The 22708-nt window shown below is 68.9% G+C and carries 24 protein-coding genes and 1 pseudogene; 14 read left to right on the top strand and 11 right to left on the bottom strand.

Going from position 1 to position 22708, the window contains the following annotated elements:
* Positions 1-10: 10 nt before the first annotated feature.
* A complete protein-coding gene (locus ACQUSQ_RS03355) occupies positions 11-172 on the top strand; it encodes a hypothetical protein (protein ID WP_435067082.1) in 162 nt (53 codons plus the stop codon).
* On the opposite strand, the gene ACQUSQ_RS03350 is transcribed toward ACQUSQ_RS03355, so the two are convergent.
* On the bottom strand, positions 169-327 hold the full coding sequence (locus ACQUSQ_RS03350) for a DUF7550 family protein (RefSeq protein WP_435067081.1): 159 nt from the start codon (positions 325-327) through the stop codon (positions 169-171). The two genes, ACQUSQ_RS03355 and ACQUSQ_RS03350, sit on opposite strands and share 4 nt — an antisense overlap.
* 89 nt (positions 328-416) lie before the next feature.
* On the opposite strand from ACQUSQ_RS03350, the gene hisF reads away from it, so the two are divergent.
* Complete coding sequence (hisF, locus tag ACQUSQ_RS03345) at positions 417-1232, top strand: imidazole glycerol phosphate synthase subunit HisF (RefSeq protein ID WP_435067080.1); 816 nt, start codon at positions 417-419, stop codon at positions 1230-1232.
* Here hisF and ACQUSQ_RS03340 read toward each other — a convergent pair.
* The 3 genes from ACQUSQ_RS03340 to ACQUSQ_RS03330 all read right to left on the bottom strand — a co-directional run bounded on the left by ACQUSQ_RS03340 (position 1229) and on the right by ACQUSQ_RS03330 (position 3019).
* Positions 1229-1513 carry a DNA-directed RNA polymerase subunit L gene (locus tag ACQUSQ_RS03340; RefSeq protein ID WP_435067078.1) on the bottom strand — a complete coding sequence of 95 codons (285 nt, stop codon included), beginning with the start codon at positions 1511-1513 and terminating at the stop codon, positions 1229-1231. The genes hisF and ACQUSQ_RS03340 overlap by 4 nt on opposite strands.
* A gap of 402 nt (positions 1514-1915) precedes the next feature.
* On the bottom strand, positions 1916-2542 hold the full coding sequence (locus ACQUSQ_RS03335) for a uracil-DNA glycosylase family protein (RefSeq protein ID WP_435067077.1): 627 nt from the start codon (positions 2540-2542) through the stop codon (positions 1916-1918).
* Positions 2543-2545: 3 nt separating this feature from the next.
* Complete coding sequence (locus ACQUSQ_RS03330) at positions 2546-3019, bottom strand: DUF5793 family protein (protein WP_435067076.1); 474 nt, start codon at positions 3017-3019, stop codon at positions 2546-2548.
* A 113-nt stretch (positions 3020-3132) separates the two neighbouring features.
* On the opposite strand from ACQUSQ_RS03330, the gene ACQUSQ_RS03325 reads away from it, so the two are divergent.
* The 9 genes and pseudogenes from ACQUSQ_RS03325 to ACQUSQ_RS03285 all read left to right on the top strand — a co-directional run.
* Positions 3133-3633: a DUF7549 family protein gene (locus ACQUSQ_RS03325; RefSeq protein WP_435067075.1), complete on the top strand. Its 501-nt coding sequence runs from the start codon at positions 3133-3135 to the stop codon at positions 3631-3633.
* A gap of 220 nt (positions 3634-3853) precedes the next feature.
* Positions 3854-4756, top strand: a complete 903-nt coding sequence (dapA, locus tag ACQUSQ_RS03320) for a 4-hydroxy-tetrahydrodipicolinate synthase (RefSeq protein ID WP_435067074.1) — start codon at positions 3854-3856, stop codon at positions 4754-4756.
* The gene (dapB, locus tag ACQUSQ_RS03315; protein WP_435067073.1) at positions 4753-5508 is read left to right on the top strand and encodes a 4-hydroxy-tetrahydrodipicolinate reductase; all 756 of its coding nucleotides are present in this window, start codon (positions 4753-4755) and stop codon (positions 5506-5508) included. Before dapA ends, dapB begins: the two co-directional genes overlap by 4 nt.
* A complete protein-coding gene (locus ACQUSQ_RS03310; RefSeq protein WP_435067072.1) occupies positions 5505-6338 on the top strand; it encodes a 2,3,4,5-tetrahydropyridine-2,6-dicarboxylate N-succinyltransferase in 834 nt (277 codons plus the stop codon). The genes dapB and ACQUSQ_RS03310 overlap by 4 nt, the downstream gene beginning before the upstream one ends.
* 2 nt (positions 6339-6340) lie before the next feature.
* Positions 6341-7588 (top strand): diaminopimelate decarboxylase, encoded by a 1248-nt coding sequence (gene lysA, locus ACQUSQ_RS03305; protein ID WP_435067266.1) that lies wholly within the window; start codon positions 6341-6343, stop codon positions 7586-7588.
* On the top strand, positions 7585-8469 hold the full coding sequence (dapF, locus tag ACQUSQ_RS03300; RefSeq protein ID WP_435067071.1) for a diaminopimelate epimerase: 885 nt from the start codon (positions 7585-7587) through the stop codon (positions 8467-8469). The genes lysA and dapF overlap by 4 nt, the downstream gene beginning before the upstream one ends.
* Positions 8466-9578 carry a M20/M25/M40 family metallo-hydrolase gene (locus ACQUSQ_RS03295; RefSeq protein ID WP_435067070.1) on the top strand — a complete coding sequence of 371 codons (1113 nt, stop codon included), beginning with the start codon at positions 8466-8468 and terminating at the stop codon, positions 9576-9578. The genes dapF and ACQUSQ_RS03295 overlap by 4 nt, the downstream gene beginning before the upstream one ends.
* 38 nt (positions 9579-9616) lie before the next feature.
* Positions 9617-10318: an RNase P subunit p30 family protein gene (locus ACQUSQ_RS03290; RefSeq protein WP_435067069.1), complete on the top strand. Its 702-nt coding sequence runs from the start codon at positions 9617-9619 to the stop codon at positions 10316-10318.
* A pseudogene (locus ACQUSQ_RS03285) lies at positions 10315-10650 on the top strand (Rpp14/Pop5 family protein); the annotation flags it as partial. The gene ACQUSQ_RS03290 and the pseudogene ACQUSQ_RS03285, both read left to right, overlap by 4 nt.
* Positions 10651-10663: 13 nt before the next feature.
* On the opposite strand, the gene ACQUSQ_RS03280 reads toward ACQUSQ_RS03285, so the two are convergent.
* Entirely contained in the window at positions 10664-11437 is a 774-nt protein-coding gene (locus ACQUSQ_RS03280) for a phytanoyl-CoA dioxygenase family protein (protein ID WP_435067068.1), read from the bottom strand.
* A gap of 278 nt (positions 11438-11715) precedes the next feature.
* Between ACQUSQ_RS03280 and psmA the strand changes: the two genes are divergently transcribed.
* Complete coding sequence (psmA, locus tag ACQUSQ_RS03275; RefSeq protein ID WP_435067067.1) at positions 11716-12486, top strand: archaeal proteasome endopeptidase complex subunit alpha; 771 nt, start codon at positions 11716-11718, stop codon at positions 12484-12486.
* Positions 12487-12513: 27 nt separating this feature from the next.
* Here the strand turns inward: psmA and ACQUSQ_RS03270 are convergent, their stop codons facing one another.
* The 5 genes from ACQUSQ_RS03270 to ACQUSQ_RS03250 are packed head-to-tail and all read right to left on the bottom strand — an operon-like array spanning position 12514 to position 19417.
* Positions 12514-12864 (bottom strand): helix-turn-helix transcriptional regulator, encoded by a 351-nt coding sequence (locus ACQUSQ_RS03270; RefSeq protein WP_435067066.1) that lies wholly within the window; start codon positions 12862-12864, stop codon positions 12514-12516.
* A 57-nt stretch (positions 12865-12921) separates the two neighbouring features.
* On the bottom strand, positions 12922-13707 hold the full coding sequence (locus tag ACQUSQ_RS03265; protein WP_435067065.1) for an NRDE family protein: 786 nt from the start codon (positions 13705-13707) through the stop codon (positions 12922-12924).
* Positions 13708-13739: 32 nt separating this feature from the next.
* Positions 13740-16181: a dihydropteroate synthase gene (gene folP / locus ACQUSQ_RS03260; protein WP_435067064.1), complete on the bottom strand. Its 2442-nt coding sequence runs from the start codon at positions 16179-16181 to the stop codon at positions 13740-13742.
* Positions 16182-16237: 56 nt separating this feature from the next.
* Positions 16238-17578 carry an ArsR family transcriptional regulator gene (locus ACQUSQ_RS03255; RefSeq protein ID WP_435067063.1) on the bottom strand — a complete coding sequence of 447 codons (1341 nt, stop codon included), beginning with the start codon at positions 17576-17578 and terminating at the stop codon, positions 16238-16240.
* A 45-nt stretch (positions 17579-17623) separates the two neighbouring features.
* Positions 17624-19417 (bottom strand): flippase activity-associated protein Agl23, encoded by a 1794-nt coding sequence (locus tag ACQUSQ_RS03250; protein WP_435067062.1) that lies wholly within the window; start codon positions 19415-19417, stop codon positions 17624-17626.
* A 92-nt stretch (positions 19418-19509) separates the two neighbouring features.
* On the opposite strand from ACQUSQ_RS03250, the gene ribH reads away from it, so the two are divergent.
* Positions 19510-19914 (top strand): 6,7-dimethyl-8-ribityllumazine synthase, encoded by a 405-nt coding sequence (gene ribH / locus ACQUSQ_RS03245; protein WP_435067061.1) that lies wholly within the window; start codon positions 19510-19512, stop codon positions 19912-19914.
* Entirely contained in the window at positions 19911-21059 is a 1149-nt protein-coding gene (locus ACQUSQ_RS03240) for a pyridoxal phosphate-dependent aminotransferase (protein WP_435067060.1), read from the top strand. The genes ribH and ACQUSQ_RS03240 overlap by 4 nt, the downstream gene beginning before the upstream one ends.
* Here the strand turns inward: ACQUSQ_RS03240 and ACQUSQ_RS03235 are convergent.
* Positions 21056-22606, bottom strand: coding sequence for a BCCT family transporter (locus ACQUSQ_RS03235; protein ID WP_435067059.1), 1551 nt, complete (start codon positions 22604-22606; stop codon positions 21056-21058). The genes ACQUSQ_RS03240 and ACQUSQ_RS03235 overlap by 4 nt on opposite strands.
* Positions 22607-22708 lie beyond the last annotated feature (102 nt).

The following is a 22708-nucleotide window of genomic DNA, read 5'->3' as shown; positions in this document are numbered from 1 at the left end:
GGGCCGGCCCATGGACGATGCCCTCCGCACGCGTCTCGACGCCGCACTCGTCTTGCTCGTCGCTAACTTCCTTCTCTTGCTCGGTATCGGGCTCCAGTCGACACCCGAAACGACGATTGGACTGCTGGCGCTGGCGGCGTTGCTCGGTTACGGACTCGTCCGGAGCGGTTAGAACAGCAGCGGCAGGCCGAAGGTCACCGCGAGGCCGACGAGGAGGACGACGAACCCGACGCCCGCCTGTCCGGTCGTAAAGTCCTGCATCGGCGACGTGACGCGACCCTCCGCCTCTTCGTGGGGATGATGCTCGTGGTCAGCGTGGTCGTCCATGCTCGCCTCTGTGGCGCGGCGTTACAAAAACACTACTATCAGCGACACCGGGCGGCTTTTGACGGGGCCGGGCGTAGCCCGCGATACGGATGGCCGTAACCAAGCGAATCATTCCCTGTATCGACGTGGACATCGACGAGGACGGCAACGCGGCCGTCTACACGGGCGTCAACTTCGAGGACCTCCAGTACACGGGCGACCCCGTCGAGATGGCGCGCGAGTACAACGAGGCAGGCGCCGACGAGTTCGTCTTTCTCGACATCACGGCCAGCGCCGAGGGGCGCGAGACGATGCATCACGTCGTCGAACAGGTGGCCGACGAGGTGTTCATCCCCCTGACCGTCGGCGGCGGCATCCGCACCCGCGACGACATCAAGGAGACGCTTCGGGCCGGCGCGGACAAGGTGTCCATCAACACCGCGGCCATCGAGAATCCGGACCTCGTGGACGAGGGTGCGGCGGCCTTCGGCAGTCAGTGTATCGTCATCAGCGTCGACGCCCGCCGCCGCTACGACGAACAGGGCGAACACTACGAGCAGATAGACGGCGAGTCCTGCTGGTTCGAATGCACCATCAAGGGCGGCCGCGAGGGCACCGGCGTCGACGTCGTCGAGTGGGCGCGCGAGGTGGAGTCCCGGGGCGCGGGCGAACTCTTCGTCAACTCAATCGACGCCGACGGCACCAAAGACGGGTACGACATCCCGCTCACGCGCGCCGTCTGCGAGAACGTCTCGACGCCCGTTATCGCGTCGTCGGGGTGTGGTGGCCCGGAAGACGCCTACGAGGTGTTCACCGAAGCGGGCGCGGACGCGGCGCTCGCGGCCTCGATTTTCCACTTCGACGAGTACAGCATCCGCGACGTGAAGGAGTATTTGGACGAGCGCGGCGTTCCGGTTCGGCTCTAGGCCGCGGCGTCGAACGCCGTCATGAAATCGTCGGTGAGGTCCTGCACGCGGCGCGAGGCGTCACCGACGGCGTCGAGGGGGTCGGTGCCGTCCTCCGTCTTGACCGAGAGGATGGGGTCGGTCTGCCCACCGGACTGCTCGGGGTTCATGTCGTAGGTGGCCGCGGCGACGCCGGCCGTCTCCAGCAGCGCCCCCTTCAGCACGTTCATGAACGTGTGGTCCTCGCCCGCAATCTCCATGCGAAGTTCCTCGTCCGTCTTCTCGATGACCCGCAGTTCCATACCCCTCGATATCGGCGGTTCGCGTTTCAAGGTTTCGTATGTCGACGCGAAGAACGATGCTTGGCCGCCCGTCGCTCCGAACGAACGGGCGACGCCGAGATGGCGTCCCCCGAACGGAGAACGTACGGGACCACACGTCGTGGCCATCCGACTGACCAAGCCACTGCGAGGAGCACCTGACTCGCAATGTGCTGTGCGATACTGTGACGCGTCCGGTGAAACACCGACCGCGTCGGTTACTAGGTTTACGTATGTGTTGAAAAATCTGTTGACTAGACCAATATGCACCACAATCTAGTGTCTATCTGTGCGTATGTGTGTCTCTGGAGCCACTACCACCCAGACGGCCCGTTCGCGCGACGAGCCACGGGCTAGGGAGGTGCGACCCGATACTGAATCGGGTCACCGAACGAGATATCGGTCGGTGCCCGCGACGAACCGCCCGAGGTCAGTCTCGCGGCGGTAGTCCGTGGACTGGAGGGTGTCGATGGCGTCGACGAGGCGCGTCGCGTCGTCGGACGCCCATCTCGACGGCTCCCGAATCGGCATGACGAGCCACCCGCTACCCAGCAACTCCGTCGCGTGCAGACTCTCGATGTCGACGTCGTCCGGCCGGCGGGCCGTACAGGTTTCGAGGATGTGGCGTGTGGCGCGCTCTCCGACGGGGAGGAGGACGTGTGCGGCGATGGCGCGGAGTTCGGCGTCGAAAAACGGCTCCATCCGGGCGTAGTCGTCCTCGGCCGGCTCCGCGTCCGGGACGCAGGTGTGGAGATAGGAGAGATAGGTAGACTCGACGTCGGGGGCGTCGCCCGTCGTCCGCAGGAGGCCGGCGTCGTGGAGGGCGCGCTGAAGTCGCCGCCCGGCCTCGCAGTCCGTGAAGGGGACGCCCGTCTCGCTCCCGCCGTGGACGCCGGGGTGGTCACCGATAACGTGGAAGTGTGCGTTCGCGTCGCCGTATCCGGGGACGAACCGCTCGCAGGGCGGTTGCATCCCGAACGGGTTACTGACGCGGTCGGTGACGGTTTGCACGGCCTACAGTTCGACGCCGGACGGGATGAGGCTCTTGGACCGCAGGAGGCTCCCGTTGGCGTCGTAGACGAGGAACGTGCTCTTCGCGTAGGTGGCGACGGTGTCGCCGTCGACGCGGATGACGACGCTGTATCGCCCGCCGTCGTCGTCGGTGGTCTGGCCGTACTCGCGGGCGGCGCGGACGAACCGCAACACGTCGTCTGCGTCCTCGTTGAGTTCGAGGAGGAAGTCGCCGGTGATGCGGTCCGTGACGCTCACGACGCCCGTCGCGTCCGAACTGTCGAGCGGGTCCTGTAGTCGGAAGGTCACGTCCGTCTCCGAGGCGTCGAGCAGGTCACCGTCCGCGCCCGTCAGCCGGTCGGTCAGCGTCTCCTCCGGACCGGTGAAATCGATGACGACGCGCGGTTCTGCTGGTGGCTCCCCGGACTCCACCCAGTCGACGTTGTGTACTTCCAACTCGAAGTGGTCGCGCCTCATTCCCTACGACTGCCTTTGAGTTCAGAGGGTATGAACGTAACGCCCCGCGTTCTGCCGCCGTCTGTCGGCGTCGGCCGATGGGTTTTATCCCGTGGCCCCCGTCGGCCCCGCGTATGTGGGTCCGGTCGGAGTACGCCGGCGAACTGGCCGTCCTCCTGACGTGGCTGTCCGCGTTCATCCCGTGGAACGTCTCGTTTGCGTCCCAGTCGGGAGCGTCGCTACTGTTCGTCCGCTTTCCGCTCGTGCAGGTCCGGTACGTGTTCGGCATCCCCGTCGCCCGCGGCGTCGCCGTCAGCGACCCGCTCTCGGCGATAGCCTTCCAGAGCGGGCAGTCCATCGAACTCGCGTATCAGGTGTGGGCCGGCGGCTCCGCCGTCTTCGCCGTCGCGCTCCTCGTCTCCGCGCTCTACTACTGGAACGAGGCGTGGGCCGAGTCGTGGCCCGTCGACCCCGTTCGACTCCTCGGCGTCCTCCTCGGTGCCACCGGCGTCGTCTTCGCGGGCGCGACGTATCTCCTCCTCTCTCGTGGCTTCGGCGGCCTCCCGATTCCGCTCGGCGTCGTCTTCCTCCTCCTGTTCGGCGGGGTTCTGCTCACCGTCGAGCGGACGGACTGAGACGGAACGCATAATAACGAGGCGCATCGACGCTTACACGTGCCAACGCCACGCGCCGTCTCCGGTGACCGTCGCTCGCCAGCGACGCGTGGCCCCGCCGCTTTCCTGACGAAGCGCGGTCGGTAGCCTCGCTCGTGGCGGGCGTAGCGCCCCCGTCTCGGGTGGTCTCCGGCCGAATCGTTCCGACACCACTAACAGCGCAGCCACCCCATCAGACCACATGACCGTCTCCGAGTTCCGCGGGGTCTACCCCGCCATGACGACGCCGTTCTACGAGGACGGCAGCATCGACTTCGAAACGTTACGCGCCGACGCCCGACGCCTCGCCGACGCCGGCGTCGACGGCCTCGTTCCCGTCGGCTCCACCGGCGAGAGTGCCACCCTCTCACACGACGAGCACATCGAGGTGGTCGAAGCCGTCATCGACGCCGTCGGCGACGACGTCCCCGTCATCGCCGGTTCCGGCTCGAACAACACCCGCGAAGCGCTCGAACTCTCGCGGCGCTCCGCCGAGGCTGGCGCCGACGCCCTCCTCCTCATCTCGCCGTACTACAACAAGCCCGAACCCGCGGGGATGTACGAACACTACCGGACCATCGCGGACGAGGTTGACCTCCCGCAAATCGTCTACAACGTCCCCGGCCGAACCGGCCAGAACATCGCCGTCGACACCGCGGTCGACCTCGCCTCTCACCCCAACATTCTGGGCTACAAGGCCGCAAGCGGCGACCTGAGTCAGGTGTCGGAAATCGTCGAGCGCACCCAAGACGAGGACTTCGCGGTGCTGGCCGGCGACGACGGCCTCATCCTCCCGACGCTCTCTGTCGGCGGGACGGGCACCATCAGCGTCGTCGCCAACATCGAACCCGAGCGAACGGTCGATATGGTCCACTCGGCGCTTGCCGACGACTACGAACACGCCCGCGAGCGACATCACGAACTCGGCCCGCTGATGCGTGCCCTGTTCTGGGAGACCAACCCCATCCCCGTCAACGAGGCGATGGACATCCGGGGCTACGGCCCCGGCAACGTCCGCCTGCCGCTCACCCGCCTCTCCGAGGACCTGCGCGACGACTTGGCGGCCGTTCTGGACGACCTCGACCCCGTGGAGGTGGAGGCATGATACGCGTCGCCGTCACCGGCGCCGGCGGCCAGATGGGTCGTGAAGTCGTCGCCGCCGTCGACCAGCGCGAGGGAATGGACGTCGCTCTCGCGGTCAACCGGACGGCCGTCGGCCCCGTCGAGGGCTACACCGTCGAGGACGAGAGCGACCTGCCGCGACTCCTCGACGAGCGCGACCCCGACGTGCTGGTGGATTTCACCGTCCCCGATTCGAGTACGCGCTACGTCGAGGCCTGTGCCGATGCGGGCGTCGCCGCCGTCATCGGGACGACCGGCTTCTCGGACGCCCAACTCGACCTCCTCGCCGACGCCGCCCGGGAGATTCCCCTGCTCCGGGCCCCGAACTTCTCGCGCGCCATGACCGCGTTCCGGGGCGTGATTCGGGAAGCCGTCGCCGCGCTCCCCGACTACGACATCGAACTCTCGGAGACGCACCACAACCGCAAGCGAGACGCCCCGTCGGGGACGGCCAACGACATCCTCGACGATATCGAGGAGATTCGCGGCGAGTTCGACCGCGTGCACGGCCGCGAGGGCGACCAGCCCCGAGAAGGGGACGAGGTGGGCGTCCACGCGCTCCGGGCCGGCGACATCAGAGGCGAACACGAACTACTACTTGCGGGGAACCACGAGGTACTGACGCTCACGCATCGAGCCGAGTCCCGCGGCGTCTTCGCCGAGGGTGCGCTCGATGCCGCAGAATGGCTCGCCGGCCGCCCGGCTGGTGAGTACGACTTCGAGGACGTACTATGACACTGCAATCCGACGTATCCGACCTGTGGCAGCGCTACGACGACGACGCGGTCGACGCCGAGACGGCGACGGCCGACGACCACGCGACGCTCGACGCGTTTCTCGACGCGCTCGAAGCGGGCGAGGTTCGCGCCGCCGAGAAGCGGGGCGACGAGTGGGAGGCCAACGAGTGGGTGAAACAGGGCATCCTGCTCAACTTCGGCCTCCGCGACACCGAGGCCCGAACCTACGGCGGCGTCGACTACCACGACGTCCTGCCGCTTCGCGAGACGGGCGATTTGGGCGACCGTGGCACCCGCAACACGCCCGACGGGACGACCATCCGTCGCGGTGCCTATCTGGGCAGCGACTGCATCATGATGAGTCCCTCCTTCGTCAACATCGGCGCTCACGTCGGCGACGGCACCCTCGTCGACTCCTGTGACACCGTCGGCTCCTGTGCCCAAATCGGGGAGAACGTGAAACTTGGCGCCAACACGCTCATCGGCGGCGTCCTCGAACCCGTCGAGGACGCGCCGGTCATCGTCGAGGACGGCGTCTCGCTGGGCGCCGGCTGCCGGGTCACGAGCGGGTTCGTCGTCGGCGAGAACACCGTCGTCGGCGAGAACACGCTCCTCTCGCCCCGCATCCCGGTCTACGACCTCGTCGAGGAGGAAGTCATCTACGGCCACCTGCCGCCGGAGCGACGTGCCTTCACCCGGATGGTCGAGTCCTCCATCGGCGACCACGACCTCTTTGCGGGCGGCGCGTACAAGCCCGCGGTGGTAGCGATGGACATCGAGGCCGACACCCGAGACGCCACGAAGCGGGAGGAGGCGCTCCGGGAATGAACGTGGAGGCGGCCGGCCCGGCCGTGCGACGCCTCGCCGACTGGTCGGCTGCCGACCTCGCCGACCTCGCCGAGGAGTACGGCACGCCACTGTACGTGACCGACCTCGACCGGGTGCGCGAGAACGCGGAGCGGCTCCGCGCGGCCTTCGATGTCGGCGATACGGAGGTGCGCTATGCCGTCAAGGCACACACCGGTCGGGCCGTTCTCGAAACCGTCCGCGAGGCGGGACTGGGCGCCGAGTGTGCCTCCGCCGGCGAGGTGGTGCGCGCCCTCGACGCCGGCTACGACGCGGTGCAGTACACGGCCGTCAACCCGCCGGCCGAGGACCTCGATATCGTCCTCGACCGCTGGCGCGACGGCGCGACCGTGACCGTCGTCGCCGGCGCCCACGACACCGTGGCGCGACTCCGCGAGCGCGGCTTCGACGGCCAACTGGCCATCCGCGTCAACCCCGGCGTCGGCGCCGGCCACCACGAGAAAGTGACGACCGGCGGCCACGCCAAGTTCGGCGTCCCCTACGACCGCGCCGCGGACCTCGTCGCCGACGCGCGCGCCGACTTCGACGTGGTCGGGATTCACGCCCACGCGGGCAGTGGCATCAGCGGCGACGACTTAGACGCCCACCGCGAACTCGTCTCGCGGATGGGCGAACTGGCGCGCGCCGTCGGCCCTCTCGAATTCGTCGACGTGGGCGGCGGCTTCGGCGTCCCCTACCACGAGGACGAGTCGCCGCTCGATTTGGCCGCTGTCGCCGAGGCGACGAGAGAGGCGCTCGGCCCGGTCGACGCTACGCTGGCCGTCGAACCCGGTCGCTATCTCGTCGCCGACGCGGGCGTCCTCCTGACCCGCGTCAACACCGTGAAAGCGGTCGAGGACGCGGACGCGTCGGGCGCCGTCCCCGTCGTCGCCGGCGTCGACGCCGGCATGACGACGCTCCTTCGCCCCGCGATGTACGACGCCTACCACGCCATCCGCAACCTGACAGAGGAGCGCCCGGAGCGTCCGGTGACGGTCGCCGGCCCCGTCTGCGAGACGGCGGACCTGTTCTGCGAGGAGCGACCCATGCCCGCGCCGCGCCGGGGCGACCTGCTCGCCATCGGCAACGCCGGCGCCTACGGCTACGAGATGGCGAGCACGTACAACTCTCGGCCCCGGCCCGCAGAGGTAGTCCGAGACGGCGACGGCACGCGCCTCGCTCGCGAACGGGAGACGCTCGCCGACCTAACCGCGCTGGAGGTGGAGCGATGACGACCGTCACCGCCGAGAAGTACCACGGGACGGCCAACGACTTCCTCGTCCTCCCCGCGGACGCACCGGTCGCCGACCGGGCCGCGTTCGCGCGCGTCCACTGTGACCGCGAGACGGGCGTCGGCGGCGAGCGAACCGGCGCCGACGGCGTCCTGTTTCTCGATTTGGACGCCACGACACGGCCCGTCCGGGTGACGATGACGCTCGTCCAACCCGACGGCTCCGTCGCCGAGATGTGTGGCAACGGCGCGCGCGTCACCGCCGTCTGGGCGGCCCGCGCCACCGACGCCCGCGAAGTCCTCATCGAGACGCCCGCGGGCGACCGCCACGCCGTCGTCCAGAGCGACGGCGTCACCGTCGAGATGGGTCGCCCGTCGTTCGAACCCACGGACGTTCCGCTCGCCCCCGACCACGACCGGCCGCTCGTCGAGGAGACTGTCGAGGGCCTGACCGTCACCGCGGTGAACACGGGCGTCCCTCACGCCGTCGCCTTCGTCGACGACGTGGCCGATATCGACCTCGACAGCGTCGCTCCGCCGGTCCGGCACGCAGACGTCTTCCCCGAAGGGGCGAACGTCACCGTCGCCGCGCGGGCGAGTCTCGACGACGACGCCCGCGAGGGGGCGCCCGGCGAGCCAGCGGCCTTCCGCCAGCGCACCTTCGAGCGCGGTGTCGAGGGCGAGACGATGGCCTGCGGGACGGGCGCGGTGGCCGTCGTCGCCGCCGCGAAGCGAACGGGGCGACTCGACACCGACGGCCCCGTCCGCGTGTCGCCGCCGGGCGGTGACCTCGTCATCGTCGTCCCCGACGACGGCCCGGCGACGCTCACCGGCCCGGTCGAGCGCGAGTTCGAAGTCGAACTGGAGGTTCCCGAGGCGTGAGCGACGCCTTCGACCCCATCGACTTCCTCGAAACCGCCGTCCCCATCGACTCCCACGAGGACGTGACCGAGATGCGGGAGTTCCTCGTCCAGACGCTCGCCGACCGGGGCGCGGACCCCCTCGTCGACGACGCGGGCAACACCCTCGCCACGCGCGGGGCGGGGTCGCCACATATCGTCCTCAACACGCACATCGACACCGTGTCGCCACACGTCCCCTACGAACGGGACGGCGACGTGCTCCGCGGCCGCGGCTCCTGTGACGCGAAGGGGCCGCTCGCGGCGCTGCTCGCGGCCTTCTTCGCCGTCGACGCCGACGACTCGGGGCGCGTCACCCTCGCCGTGACGCCCGACGAGGAGGTGTATTCGACGGGTGCCGCGGCGCTCGACCTGACCGTCCTCCCCGACGTGGAGACGGCCGGCGACTGCTACATCGTCAGCGAACCCACCGGTCTGGACGTCTGTACGGCCGCGAAGGGGCGGTTCGAGGGCACCGTTCGGCTCTCGGGACAGAATGCTCACGCCGCGGAACCCGATTCGGGCGTCAACGCCGTCGCCGCCGCGGAGGGGGCGCTGGCCGCGATTCGGGAGTTCGACGCCGAGCGCGACCCCCACCCCGACCTCGGCCCGGCGACGCTGACGCCGACGGTAATCGAGGGCGGTGGGGCGACGAATCAGGTGCCCGCCGACTGCGCGCTCACCGTCGACCGGCGGAGCGTCCCCCCGGAGTCCGCGGACGAGTTCCGCGCGGCGCTCGAAGCCGCCGTCGACGACGCCACGCCCCCCGGCGTCGGCGTCGCCTTCGACCTGACCGAGCGTCCGACGCCCTTCCTCGAAGCCTTCGCGACGAACCCGGACGCGCCGGTCGTCCGTCACCTCTCGACGGCGGCCGAACGCGTCACCGACGGCGACGCCGGTGCGGTGCGTCCGTTCACCGCCGCGACGGAGGCGTCGTACTTCGCGCCGGCGCCGACTGTCGTCTTCGGGCCGGGCGTCCTCGCCGACGACTCGGGACCCGTCGCCCACGCCGACCGGGAGTACGTCCGCGTCGCCGAGGTGGAGCGGGCGGCGACGGCGCTCACCGACGCGCTCGCGGCGCTGCGGTCGTAAGCGCAACCCCCAAGCGCCCGGGGGGTCTGATTCGACGTATGTACGAGGCGGTCCACGCCCACCCCGACGGCGCGAGCACGGCGGCGCGACTCGTCGACACCGCGGCGCGCGTGGGGTACGAGGGCGTCGTGATTCGGGGCGAGACGGCGTCGCCCGACCACGCCGCGCTCCGCGACTCGGCGGGCATCGACGTCGTCGACGCCGTCGAAATCGTGGCGCCGGACCCAGAACGCGCGAGCGGCGCGGTGGGCGGGGAGCGCCCCGACCACACGCTCATCTGCGTGCGCGGCGGGACCGACCGCCTCAACCGATTCGCGGTCGAGAACGACCGGGTCGACGTTCTCACCCGCCCGATGGACGGCGAGGGCGACGTGAACCACGTCCTCGCCAAGCGGGCGGCCGACAACGGCGTCCGCATCGAGTTCGACTTCGGGCCGGTGCTTCGCTCGACCGGCGGCGAGCGAGTGCGCGCCCTCCGCAACCTGCGCAAACTCCGCGAACTCGTCGCCGACGCCGACGCCCCTTACGTCGTCAGCGCGACGCCCGACTCGCATCTCGACCTGCGAGCGCCGCGCGAACTCGTCGCCGTCGGCGAGGTCATCGGCTTCGACGCCGAGACGGTCAGAACCGGCTTGCGCGAGTGGGGCGCGCTCGCCGAGCGCAACCGTCACCGACAGTCAGACTCGTTCGTTAGCCCCGGCGTCGAACGCGGCCGGTACGAGGAGTCCCAAGACTCATGAAACACTTACCGAAACATCTCCGTCCACACTGGCGTTATCTGGCCGTCGGACTGGAGGCGGAGGCCGACCTCTCGCGGGGCGCGTTCCAGCGGGCGGTGTGGTACGCCGCCGGCAACCTGCTGGGCGACGCGGGGAGCGCCGACGCCGACCTCCGGGTGTTGCGATTCGACTTCGACGACGGCACCGGCGAGGCCGTCGTCCGCGCGCGTCGCGGCGAGGTCGGCCCGGCGCGGGCGGCCTTGGCCTGCGTCCACGAGGTGAACGGGGGTTCGGTCGGCGTGTGGGTGCGCGGCGTCTCGGGGACGATACGCGCCTGCGAGGAGGCGTATCTGGACTGAGCGGGCCTCAGACGCAGCCGGGGAACTCCTCGCCGGCGACGTGGAGGGATTCGACCCACTCGGGCGGTTCGTCGTCCGTGAAGCGCGAGCGCGAGCGCATGTACGCGAGGATGAAGGCTCGCCGCCACGACTCCGTGGTGTTCGGCGCGGTGTAGTGGGGCAGGAGGCAGTGCTGGAACAGTACGCTCCCCGGCTCCATCGGCAGGGCAACGGTGTCGTCGATGTCGTAGTCGCGCTCGGTTATCGTGATGTCGGTGTCGTAGTCGATGGCGTCGTGGCCGATGAGGCCGTCCGTGTGCGCGCCCGGGACGACGCGCATACAGCCGTTTTCGGGCGTCGCCTCGTCGAGCGCAATCCACACCGTCACGTGGTCGCGGGGCTGAATCGGGTAGTAGGCGGCGTCCTGATGGAACTTCTTCTCGCTCCCGACCTGCGGCGGCTTCAGCATCCCGGCGCTGCGGAGGAGGTCGAGGTTCGGGCCCTGTAGTTGCTCGATGACGTCCAGAATCTCGTCGTGATTGGCGAGGGCGGCGAAGACGTCGTCCTCGCGGGCCATCCCGACGCCCTCGAACTTCCGAACCGGCTCGCCCTCGTGGTCGAAGGTATCCGGGTCGGCGTCGGGTTCGAGCATCCGACTGAACTCGCTCTCCGTTCGATTGCCGACGACGTACTCTCGAATTCGCTCGGTGACTTCCGTAACCTCGTCCGCCGAGAGGAGGTCCTCGACGACGACGTACCCCTCGCGCTGGTACTGCTCGAACTGCTGGTCGCTGAGACGCATATCTCGTGGTGATATTCTCCGGTAATGAATCCCCGGGGTCGCCGTCGAACGTCGCGTCTGACGGCCTGAGCGGCGGCGCAGAAATACGGCAGCCGACGCCGCGGGACAGGAAGAAAGGTATTTAGGACGCCGGCCCGGAAATCTGGCCGAGAGATACGTCGTGTTCGAGACCGCCAGTCGGCGTGGTTTCCGCCGCGACGGCGCTGCGGCGCCCCGCCTTTCGCCAGGCATCCGGAACGCGACCGAACTCGATCTCGAGTCACAGTCAACGTGATACAATGCAGGGACAAGCTCAACAGCAGGCCTACGACCGTGGGATAACGATTTTCTCGCCCGATGGCCGCCTCTATCAGGTCGAATACGCCCGAGAGGCAGTCAAGCGAGGAACAGCGAGTATCGGCATCCGGACCAAAGACGGCGTCGTTCTCGCCGCGGACAAGCGCTCCCGCTCGCCGCTGATGGAGCCGACCAGCGTCGAGAAGATTCACAAGGCGGACGACCACGCGGGCATCGCGTCCGCTGGCCACGTGGCCGACGCGCGCCAGCTAATCGACTTCGCTCGCCGACAGGCACAGGTCAACCGCCTGCGATACAGCGAGCCTATCGGCATCGAGGCGCTCACGAAGGAAGTCACGGACCACATCCAGCAGTACACGCAGGTCGGTGGCGCCCGCCCGTTCGGTGTTGCCCTCCTCATCGGCGGCATCGAGGACGGCGAGCCGCGACTCTACGAGACCGACCCCTCGGGGACGCCCTACGAGTGGAAGGCCGTCTCCATCGGCGCCAACCGGGGCGACCTTCAGGAGTACCTCGAAGAGAACTACACGGACGCGGACGAACTCGACCTCGACGACGGCATCGCACTGGCACTTCGCGCGCTCGCCTCGACCAACGAGGATACGCTCGAACCTGCCGGTGTCGACGTCGGTACCGTCGACACCGAGAGCGAATCGTTCCACGAACTCGACAACGACGAGATCGAGACCCACCTCGCCGACCTCGACCTCCTGCCCACCGAGGGTGACGAGGACGAGTCGGACGAGGAGTAACGACTTCCGCTTTCCGTCTTCTCCGTTTCAGTACTCGTCGTACGCGAGATTCATCAACCACTGCGAGAAGGCGTCGCTCCGGGGGTCGACTTCCTCCTCACCGATGAACGGCGAGAGCATATCGCCCGCCATGAGCAGGGAGAAATCGAGGTCACGCGCCGTCGGCATCAAGAAGTAGGTGTTGTGACCCTCGTAGACGGTCTCCTCGCGGTCGATGAGCCCCTTCTCGACGAGCGACTCGGCGAGGCGACTGCCCTTTCGCGACGAGATGTCGAGTTCCTTCCACAGTTCGCTCTGGTGAATACCTCGCGTCTCGAGGACGAGGTCGAGCGCCGCGCGTTCGTCCGCCGAGAGGTCGACTTCCTCGGCGGCACTCATCGCCACACCCTCCAGTCTCCGGTACCGAACATACAGCCACAAACCGGCGGCGCGGGTTTAAAGTTGACTTTCGTCAGTGTTGGCCCCAGTCACCGACCGATACGCCGTCTCGCAGGGTGGGCCGGGAGCGAAGCGGTACTCGCTAACCTCGCGCCCCAGCCGAATCAGCGACGAAGAGCGGGTGCCGAACCCGTTCTCGTGGATACAGACGCCGTAGTCGTGGTCGGCGAGGACCGCCGCGCTCCGGTCCAGCCACGCGCCGGCGTCTTCGCCGGGGTTCGGCGTCAGCGCCGTGCGGACGGCGCGGGCGTTTGCCGCCTGCTCCGCGGCGCGGTCGGCCCGCTCCGGGTCCGCGGGCGTGAGAAAGGAGTCGATGACCGCGCCGCCGCCACCGAGGGCGGCGCCGCTGTTGACGACGACGTGGACGCCGGGTTCGAGTTGCGACGTGCGGAGATGGCCGTCCCATTCGAGGAGGTAGGCCGCGGTCCGGTCGGCGACGACGAGGTTGAACCCCTCGTAGTCGTGGGTCTCGACGGCGCGTTCGACGAGGCGGGCCGCCGAGCGCGCGTCGGGTTCGCGGAGCGCGTCGTCGACGAGCAGTCCGCGGGAGCGCTCGGGGTCGGGGCCGTCGACCCAGCGGTTCGTAACCCCGACGAACAGGCCGGCGTCGTTGTACCCTATCCACGTGCCGCCGGCGCGGGCGTCGCGCGGCGCGACGACCGCGGGGTCGCCCTCCGTTCGGCGCGGCGGCTCAGAGGGGCGGTCACGGCGCTCGTCGCGGTTGGCGGCGACGAGGACGGGGTCGTCCGGAAACACCTGCCACGCGAGAGTGAGCGTGCACACGAGTCGGCGTAGGGGCGCGGACTAAGTCAATCCTACTCTTGCCACGCCGAGGGGACGCCCGCGGCGTCGTCGGTGGCGACGGCGGTTCGGACCGCCGCGACGTTCTCTGGCACGTCGTGAACGCGGACGATGTCGGCGCCGCGGTCGACGGCGAGGGCCGTCCCCGCAATCGTCGCCGAGAGGCGCTCGCCCGCGCCCTGTCCCACGTGGGCGAACATGGATTTGTGGGAGTGACCGAAGAGAATCGGGCAGCCGAGCGCCTCGAACTCGTCGAGTCGGTCGAGGAGTTCGAAGTTCTCGACGGCGTTTTTCCCGAAGCCGAGGCCGGGGTCGACGATAATCTGCTCGCGGTCCAACCCCGCGCGTTCGGCAAGTGCCACCCGCTCGCCGAGTTCGTGGATGACGTCGGACACCACGTCGTCGTACGTGACGTCTTTGCCCGGCACGACCGGGGCGTCGATGCTGTGCATCACGACCACCGGCACGTCGAACTCCGCGGCGACGAATCGCATCTCGGGGTCGGCCAGTCCCGTCACGTCGTTGAGGATGTCCGCGCCCGCCTCCAGTGCCGCCCGCGCCACCGCCGCCTTCCGCGTGTCGACCGACACCAGAACGTCGAGGTCCGCGAGTGCCTCTATCACGGGGCGGACGCGCTGTATCTCCTCCTCGGTGGGCACGACGTCGGCACCGGGGCGCGTACTCTCGCCGCCCACGTCGATTATCTCGGCGCCGGCGTCGACCATCGCCTCGGCGCGAGCGATGGCGGCTTCGGGGTCGAAGAAGTCGCCGCCGTCGTGGAAGCTGTCGGGCGTCACGTTCAGGATGCCCATGACCGAGGGTGTCTCCGTCCACGGATACTCGCGGGCGGGAGTCGTGTCGTTGAGACGGGCACGGAGCGTTTCGGCGACGCGCTCGTCGTCGAGTTCGGCGAGAAGCGCCCGGTGAGCGGCGCGCGACCCCATCACGACGGCGTCTCGGAGTTCGCGCCCGGAGCGGTAGTCGGCGGTGACGGCGGTCACGCCGACCCGGCCGGCCGCCCGGTCGAGGTCACGCGCCTCGCGCCGGTCGAGACGCAGGCTGACGACGCGGTGGGTCCCCTCCGCCGCCGTCTCGTCGACGGTGTCGGCGTCGGCGTTCGCCCGGTCCAGTACGGCCCGCACGTCCTCGGTGCCGTCGACGTGCCGCCCGACGGCGAGTCGCGACCACGTCCGCCGGGCCTCGGCGACGGCGAACAGCGAGCCGACGACGAGAACGCAGTCGTCGGGCGCGGCGGCCGAGCGGGCGTTGTCGAGTGCGGTAGCGACCGAGGGCGCGGTCGACACCCGGTCGGCGTCGCTCCCGGCGGCGAAGGCGCCCGCGAGCACCTCGGGGTCGGCGGCGCGTTCGTGAACTGGGGCGCAGGTCCAGACCGACGCCGCCGCGGGGAGTTCCGCCACCATCGACCGGTGGTCCTTGTCGTGCATCGCGCCGAAGACGAGATGGAGGTCGTCGTAGTCGTACTCGTCGAGCGTGGCGGCCACCGCCTCGCAGGCACCGGGATTGTGGGCGCCGTCGAGGACGACCAGCGGGTCGCACTCGACAACCTCGAACCGGCCGGGCCAGTGGGCGCTCCGGAGGCCGCGAGCGAGGACGGGTTCGGTCACGCGGTCACCGCCCACCTGTCGCGCCAGCGTCGCCGCGACGCCGGCGTTGCGCGCCTGATACGACCCCGGGACGGGGACTCGCGTCTCGACGCCCCAGTCGCCGCCGTCGATGGCGACGGCGGCCTCGGTGTGGTTGCGAAGCCCGCCGTAATCGACGGCCACGTCGGGCGCTGTCGCGGCGGTACCGACGCTGAGCGCGTCGGGTGCGTGCCGGCGAACGGCTGTCAGAGCGTCACCGGTCGCGCCCGTCACGAGTGGCGTGTCGGCCGGCGCGACGGTCACCTTCTCGGCGGCGATGTCGTCCAGCGTGTCGCCGAGGATGTCTGTGTGTTCGAGGCTGACCGCCGTCACCGCCGCGGCGATGGGGTCGACAACGCTCGTCGCGTCGAGGCGGCCACCCAGTCCGACTTCGAGCACCGCCACGTCGACGTCAGATTCGCCGAAGTACCACAGCCCCATCGCGGTGAGCGTCTCGAAGGAGGTGAGGGGGTCGCCCTCGACGGCGCGGTCGACGAGGAACGGCCGGGCCTGCTCGACGAAATCCGTGACCGCCGACTCCGAAATCTTGCGGCCGTCGACCCGGACACGCTCGCGCAGGTCGTCGAAATGCGGCGAGGTGTAGAGCCCGGTTCGGTAGCCCGCTTCACGGAGAATCGATTCGGTCATCCGGGCCGTGCTCCCCTTGCCGTTCGACCCCGCTATCTGGACGAAATCGATATCCTCGTGTGGGTCGCCGAGGTGGGCGAGTAGCGCCCGCGTCGACTCCGTCCCCGGCTCGATGGCGAACCGGCGGAGGTCGGAGAGAAAATCCGCCGCGGCGTGATAGTTCATGCCTCACGCTTTCGGCGGGTGTGGTTTTAGTCCCACGGTCGGCGCAGATAGCCGTCTTATGTCCTACGCCAGCGGACGACCGACTCGGTGCCCAGCCAACCGAGGCCGACGAGAAGCGCACAGAGCGTTCGGAGGACGCCCCACTCGGACATCCAGACGGGCTGAACCCACGGCAGGAGGTGCGCCCACTGCGTCGCCACCTCGCTTGCCGCCCCTTCGGCGGGCGTCCCCTCGGCAGTCGCGGTGAGCCAGTCGGCGACCCCCGTCGCGTCGCTGATGACGCTGTGGTTCGCGCTCCCGGTTATCGCGTACGTGCCGCTCGCGTTCATGTCCCGAATCGTCTGGCCGTTCGAGTCGTCGCCGTGTACCGGTCGCTCCGCGTCGTACGGCCCCCACGTCGCGTAGTACTCCCAGACAACCTCGCCCGTGGGCGTGACCTCCATCACGCGGTGGTTGAGCGTGTCCGTGATGAGCGTGTTGCCGTTGGGGAGGCGGTCGGCGTCGCGTGGCCAGTTGAGCGACTCCGTGCCCACCGTCCACGTCCGCGTCCACTCGCCGTCCTCTTTGGCGTACTCGACGACCCGGTCGTTCTCGCTGTCGGCGACGAGTATCGTCGGCGTTCCGTTCTCGCTCACCAGCCAGTCGGGGCTGTGCTGGGCGTGCAACACCTCGTGGTCTCCGTCTGCCCCCAGTCGCTCGACGACTTCCTTGCTCTCCATGTCGACGACGATGGCTTGGTCGAAGTTCCGTGGCGACAGCAGGAGTCGATTCTCGCCGACCGGTTCGACGTCGTTGACGTGGGTCCAGTCCTCGTCGTAGCCGCCCGCCGTGTCCGCCGGATAGTGCTCCTCGAACGACCACTCCCACGTGATTTCGTCGGTCGAGCGGTTGTAGACGACGACCCTATCCTCGCTGACGCCGGTCGAGTCGTTCCACGCTCGCATGTTCGCGATGGCGATTCGGTCGTCGCCGAGCCACGCGACGCCGTGGGTGTCGTCCATCGCGAACCGCTCTGTCCACACGCGCTCTCGGGTCTCGGGGTCGAACTCGAAGACGACGGTTTCGCTCCCGCGAGGCGAAGAGACGAGCAGGTTCCCGTTCGGCATGGGGTCGACTTCGAAGAACCACGCGTTCGCCTCCGCGTGCGACCACTCGTACGTCCCGTTCGGCCCGACGGAGACGAGTCGCGCGGGCTTTCGCGGGTTCGTCTCGCCGCGGAACGTGTACCCCTGTGCGCTGATGACCGTCGAACCGTTCGCCTCGCTCCGGACCGTCCCCCGTTCGAGGCCAGAATCCGTCTCGGGGTCGTACGTCAGCGCCGCGACTGCCGACGGCGCGAGGAGGACGACGACGACCGACAGGGCGGCGACTCTGAGAGCGGTTCGTCGAGAAATCACACGCGACGAGTGGCGCGTGGGGCCGGAATAGCTTCCGGTCGAACGCTACACGTGGCCGCGTTCGCGCGCCCGTTCGAGCGCCGACTCGTCGACGAAAATCACGATTTCGTCGCTCCAGAGCCGGAAGTCGTGGCGGTGGCGCTCGTATCCCGAGAGTTGGCCGGCGACGCGGTCGTCGTCCCACCCGGCGGCGACGACGACTGGCGGCGGGTTCGACCCGATTTCAGCGTCGGGCGGGATGCTCGTCACGTTCGCGCCGTAGCGTTCGAGATACCACGGCAGCGGGAGGCGGGTGTGCCACGACGGCCCGCCGGGTCGGGGCTGTAACAGCGAACTCTCGTTCTCGACGTGGAAGTGGACGTCGCTCGGATTGTTCGGGGGGTGGGTGCCGACGAAGAGCACGTCCCGGCCGTCGTTGACGCGGGAGACGCCGTGGACGAGCGCCAGCGTCTCCTTGAGTTCGTTCTCGGGCTGTGCCCACTGGATGACCTCGCCGGCGCGCTCCTCGGACGCGGCGTTGGTGTAGGTGACGTTGGCGCCGGCGACGCCGACGACGGCCGCGGAGAGGAGAAGCGCCGCGACGGCGGCCCGCGGCGTCCACGCCGCCGTCGTCGTGAGAGCGTCGAGCGTGTCGGCGTCCGCTACCTCCGTTCGCGCTCGGTCGAGGACCGACTCGACCTGCCGGGCCGTGGCCGCGACGCCGACGGCGGCGGGGATAGCGAGCGGGATGACGGCGTGGACGACGGCCCACGGCGCGCGGATGTCCGTCGCGATGGGGTAGCCGATGACGCTCACCGCGCCCCAGTAGGTGGCGAAGGCGACGAGCGCCCGGGTGCCGTCGGCGTCGTAGCCGTCGGCGACGAGGCCGATTGCGGCAAACAGCGAGACAAAGAGCGCGCCGTACAGCATGGTTTCGAGGTAGTCATAGAGGAAGGGGAGGTAGTCGTGGCTCTGGTGGCCGCCGCTCACCCACAGGCCGTAGAAGGCCTCCCACGAGCCGACGGTCGCTTCCTCGACGACGCCGGGGAGTTGCGCCGGGGCGGCGAGCGCCGTCCAGAGTTCGGGCCGGGGCGCGTAGAAGAAGATGACGACGGCGAAGAAGACGGCGACGGCGGCGACGGTGTGGCCCGCGGCGAGGCCGAGGCCCCGCGGGACCGAGCCACCCCACGACTGGAGGCGGTAGGTGATTGCCGTCCGCCAGTCGTGAATGACGAGGCGGCGGACCGACCGCCCGCCGCGGGCCGCCCGGAACAGGCCGTGGTCGACGAGCAACGCGCCGGCGCCGAGATAGCAGAGGAGGTAGACGACGGCGCTCTCCTTGGTGGTGAAGGCCAGCCCGAAGACGGCGGCGGCGGGGTAGAGCAGGCGCGCGTCGCTCCGGTCGAGTGCGCGGACGAAGAGCGCGAGGGCGGCGAAGGCGAAGGCGCCGACGAGGACGTCGTTGCGCATGAACCGCGAGTAGTAGACGAGCAGGGGGTTGAGCGCGAGGACGAGCGCGAGCGCGACGACTTCGGCGTCGTCGAGGTGGTCGCGGAGGAGCCACGCCGAGAGCGGAAGCAGGCCGCCGACAAGCGCGACGACGAGGCGCGCGCTGAAGTCGGAGGCGCCGAGGCCGGGGATGGCAAACACCCAGTCGTTGACGACGAAGAGGAAGGGGCCGTGGACGATGGGACGGTACGCGAACTCGCCCGTCTCGTGATAGCGGAGAATCCAGTAGCCGACGCGGCCCTCGTCCCAGTGGAAGATTCGCCCGCCGAGACCGACGAGTCTGGCGGCGAGGGCAAGCGCCGTGAGTACGAGGACCGCCGGGAGGGCGCGGCGGCGACCGTCGAGACGCATCGCTCCTGTCTGCTCTCTCACCGGTTACAACTCTTTTGTTTCGGGGGAAAGCGACAGTAAGGCCTTTGCCACGTGGCGCCGACCCCGCGGATATGATAACGCTGGGGCTGGTGGTGGCGCAGTTCAACGCGTCGGTCACCGAGCCGATGGAGGAAGAGGCACGGGCGGCGGCGGACGACGCCGGCGCCACCGTGGGGGTCACCGTCGAGGTGCCGGGGGCGTACGACGCGCCGCTGGCGGCGGACCGACTCGCGCGCCGAGACAACATCGACGCCGTCGCCGTCGTGGGCGCCATCGTCACGGGCGATACGAGCCACGACCAAGTCATCGGCGACGCGACGGCGCAGGCGCTGACGCGCGTGAGTCTCGACCGGGACACACCGGTCACCTTCGGCGTCAGCGGCCCGGGCATGAGCGGGGCGGAGGCTCGGGAGCGCGTCGAGAAAGGAGCGGAAGCGGTAAACGCGGCGGTCGAGATGGTACGCACGTTACCATGAACTTCGACTTCGCGTCTCGCGTCGAGCGCGTCGAGCCGAGTGCGACGCTCGCGATTAGCAACCTCGCGAACGAACTGGAGGCGGAGGGTATCGACGTCGTCGACCTCTCGGTCGGCGAACCCGACTTCGACACGCCGGAACACATCAAAGACGCCGCGAAGGCGTCGCTCGACGCCGGCGACACGAGCTACACGTCCTCGAACGGCGTGCCCGAACTCCGCGCCGCCATCGCGGCAAAACTGCAGGCCGACGGCATCGACTGCACGTCGGACAACGTCGTCGTCACCCCCGGCGGCAAGCAGGCGCTCTACGAAATCTTCCACACGCTCATCGATTCGGGCGACGAAGTCGTCCTCCTCGACCCGGCGTGGGTGTCCTACGAGGCACAGGCGAAGATGGCCGGCGCCGACCTCTCTCGGGTCGACCTCTCGCCGTACGGGTTCCAACTCGAACCCGCGCTCGATGACCTCGCAGCCACCGTCTCCGACGACACCGAACTCCTCGTCGTCAACTCGCCGTCGAACCCGACGGGCGCTGTCTACTCCGACGACGCCCTCGAAGGCGTCCGTGACCTCGCCGTCGAACACGATTTCACCGTCATCTCCGACGAGATGTACGACGAAATCACGTACGGCGTCGAGCAGACGAGCCTCGGCAGTCTCGACGGGATGGGCGACCGCACCATCACGGTCAACGGCTTCTCGAAGGCCTACGCGATGACCGGGTGGCGACTCGGCTACTTCTGTGCGCCGGACGAGTTCGTCTCGCAGGCGGGCAAGATTCAGTCCCACTCGGTGTCGTGTGCGGTCAACTTCGTCCAGCACGCGGGCATCGAGGCGCTCCGAAACACCGAGGAGGCGGTGGGCAAGATGCGCGACGCCTTCCGCGACCGGCGCGACATGCTCGTCGACCTCTTTGCCGACCACGGCGTCGACGTCCCCGTCGGCGACGGCGCGTTCTACATGATGCTCCCCGTCGACGACGACGACCAGACGTGGTGTGAGGGCGCCATCGAGGACGCCCACGTTGCGACGGTACCCGGCAGCGCGTTCGGCACGCCCGGCTACGCCCGCATCTCCTACGCGGCGAGTCAGGAGCGTCTGCAGGAGGGTGTCGAGCGGCTGGTCGAGAACGACTACCTCTAGTCGCCCGTCGTCTCCGTACGCCACGGGGCGTACTCGGTCCAGTCGATTTCTCGTTTGACGTGGACGTAAACCGCGTAGAGGACGACGGCGTACAGGACGGTAAAGGGGAGCGCGAGCGTCGTCGAGAACGATTCGAGGACGCGCGTGCCGCCGCCGAGATAGGTCGTCATCACGCCGACGGCGAGCATCAACACGCCCCACGTCGCCCGGATGCGGGCGTTGGGGACGCGGTCGCCCGTGTTGATTGCGGCGAGCATGTACACCGCCGAGTCGAGCGACGTGACGATGTAGCCGACGAGCGCGACGATGAGCAACGCACCCACGACCCGGGCGTACGGGACGAGCGTGACCGCCGCGCTCAGCGCCGCCGCGTTGCCGCCGCTCGCGAGGGCGTCCGCGACGACGCCCGTGTTACCGGGGGCGAGCGCCAATCCACCGAGTACCGCGTGCTGGAACACGAGCAGGGTCGTCGGAACGATACAGAGACCGACAAACACCTCGCGGATAGTCCGCCCCCGAGAGACGCGGGCGACGAAACTGCCGACGAACACGCCCCACGACGCCCACCACGCCCACCAGAAACTCGTCCAGTTCTGCGGCCAGAGACTCCGCTCGACGGGGTCGGTGTAGAGCATGAGTCGCGGGAGGTTGCTCAGCCAGACACCCATCGCATCGAGGCCGAGTTCGAGGATGAAGAGGGTGGGGCCGAGGACGAACAGCGCAACCGACGCGACGACGTTCGCGACGACGGCGATGCGGGCGGCGTTGCGGATACCGCGTTCGAGGCCGAGCCACACGTCGACCAGAAAGAGCGCGGCGACGCCGAGAAACAGCCCAATCGTGAGCAGTTGCGAGTCGACGCCGTAGACGACGGCGACGATGGAGGAGAGTTGGCGGCCGATGAAGCCGAGCGAGGTGGCCAGCCCGCCGACGATGGCGACGAGCGACAGCAGGTCGACCACCCAGTAGACGCTCGCGTATCGCTCGCGGTCCAGAATCGGCACGAGGACGGTGCTGACGCGCCAGTCGCCGGTGCCCCACACGATGACGCCGAAGGCGACGGCGAAGGGGAGATACCACGCGACGAGTCCGGGGAGGATGTCGTGGAGGTAGGTGAAGGCGAGTGCGAGCGACTCGGGCGAGGCACCCGGAACCGGTGAGGGGTCCGGCGGCGACTGCAGGATGGACACCGGCTCTGCGACGCCCCAGAAGAGGACGGCGATGGAGTAGCCGACGGTAAACACCATCGAGAGCCACGAGAAGCGGCCGAAGGCTGGCGTCGCGTCCGGCCCGCCGATGCGGAGGTGTCCGTAGCGCGACAGCGAGAGGGCGGTGAGACCGAGCGTCAAGAGAAAGCTCAGCAGGATGAACCACCAGCCGAAGTAGTTCAACACCAAGTCGAAACTGCGACTGAAGGCGTCGCCGACGGCCGATGGATACCGAATCCCCGCCGCCGCGAGACCGATAGAGAGCAGCGCCGGCACGCCGAACAGCGCCATCTCACCGCGCGTTGCGTCCGTGAGTCCGAGTGTGGAACGAAGCGACATAGTGCTGGATGTATTCGATACCAACGGTCGATAGAGTTAAAGATGTCTTTCGGACCAAGTATGTGAAGAAATTATTTCTTCGGTGCGTCTCATCGTCGACCA

This window comes from Haloplanus sp. C73, assembly GCF_051195115.1.
Classification (GTDB): domain Archaea; phylum Halobacteriota; class Halobacteria; order Halobacteriales; family Haloferacaceae; genus Haloplanus.
This window is presented reverse-complemented; position numbering and strand designations above follow the sequence as displayed.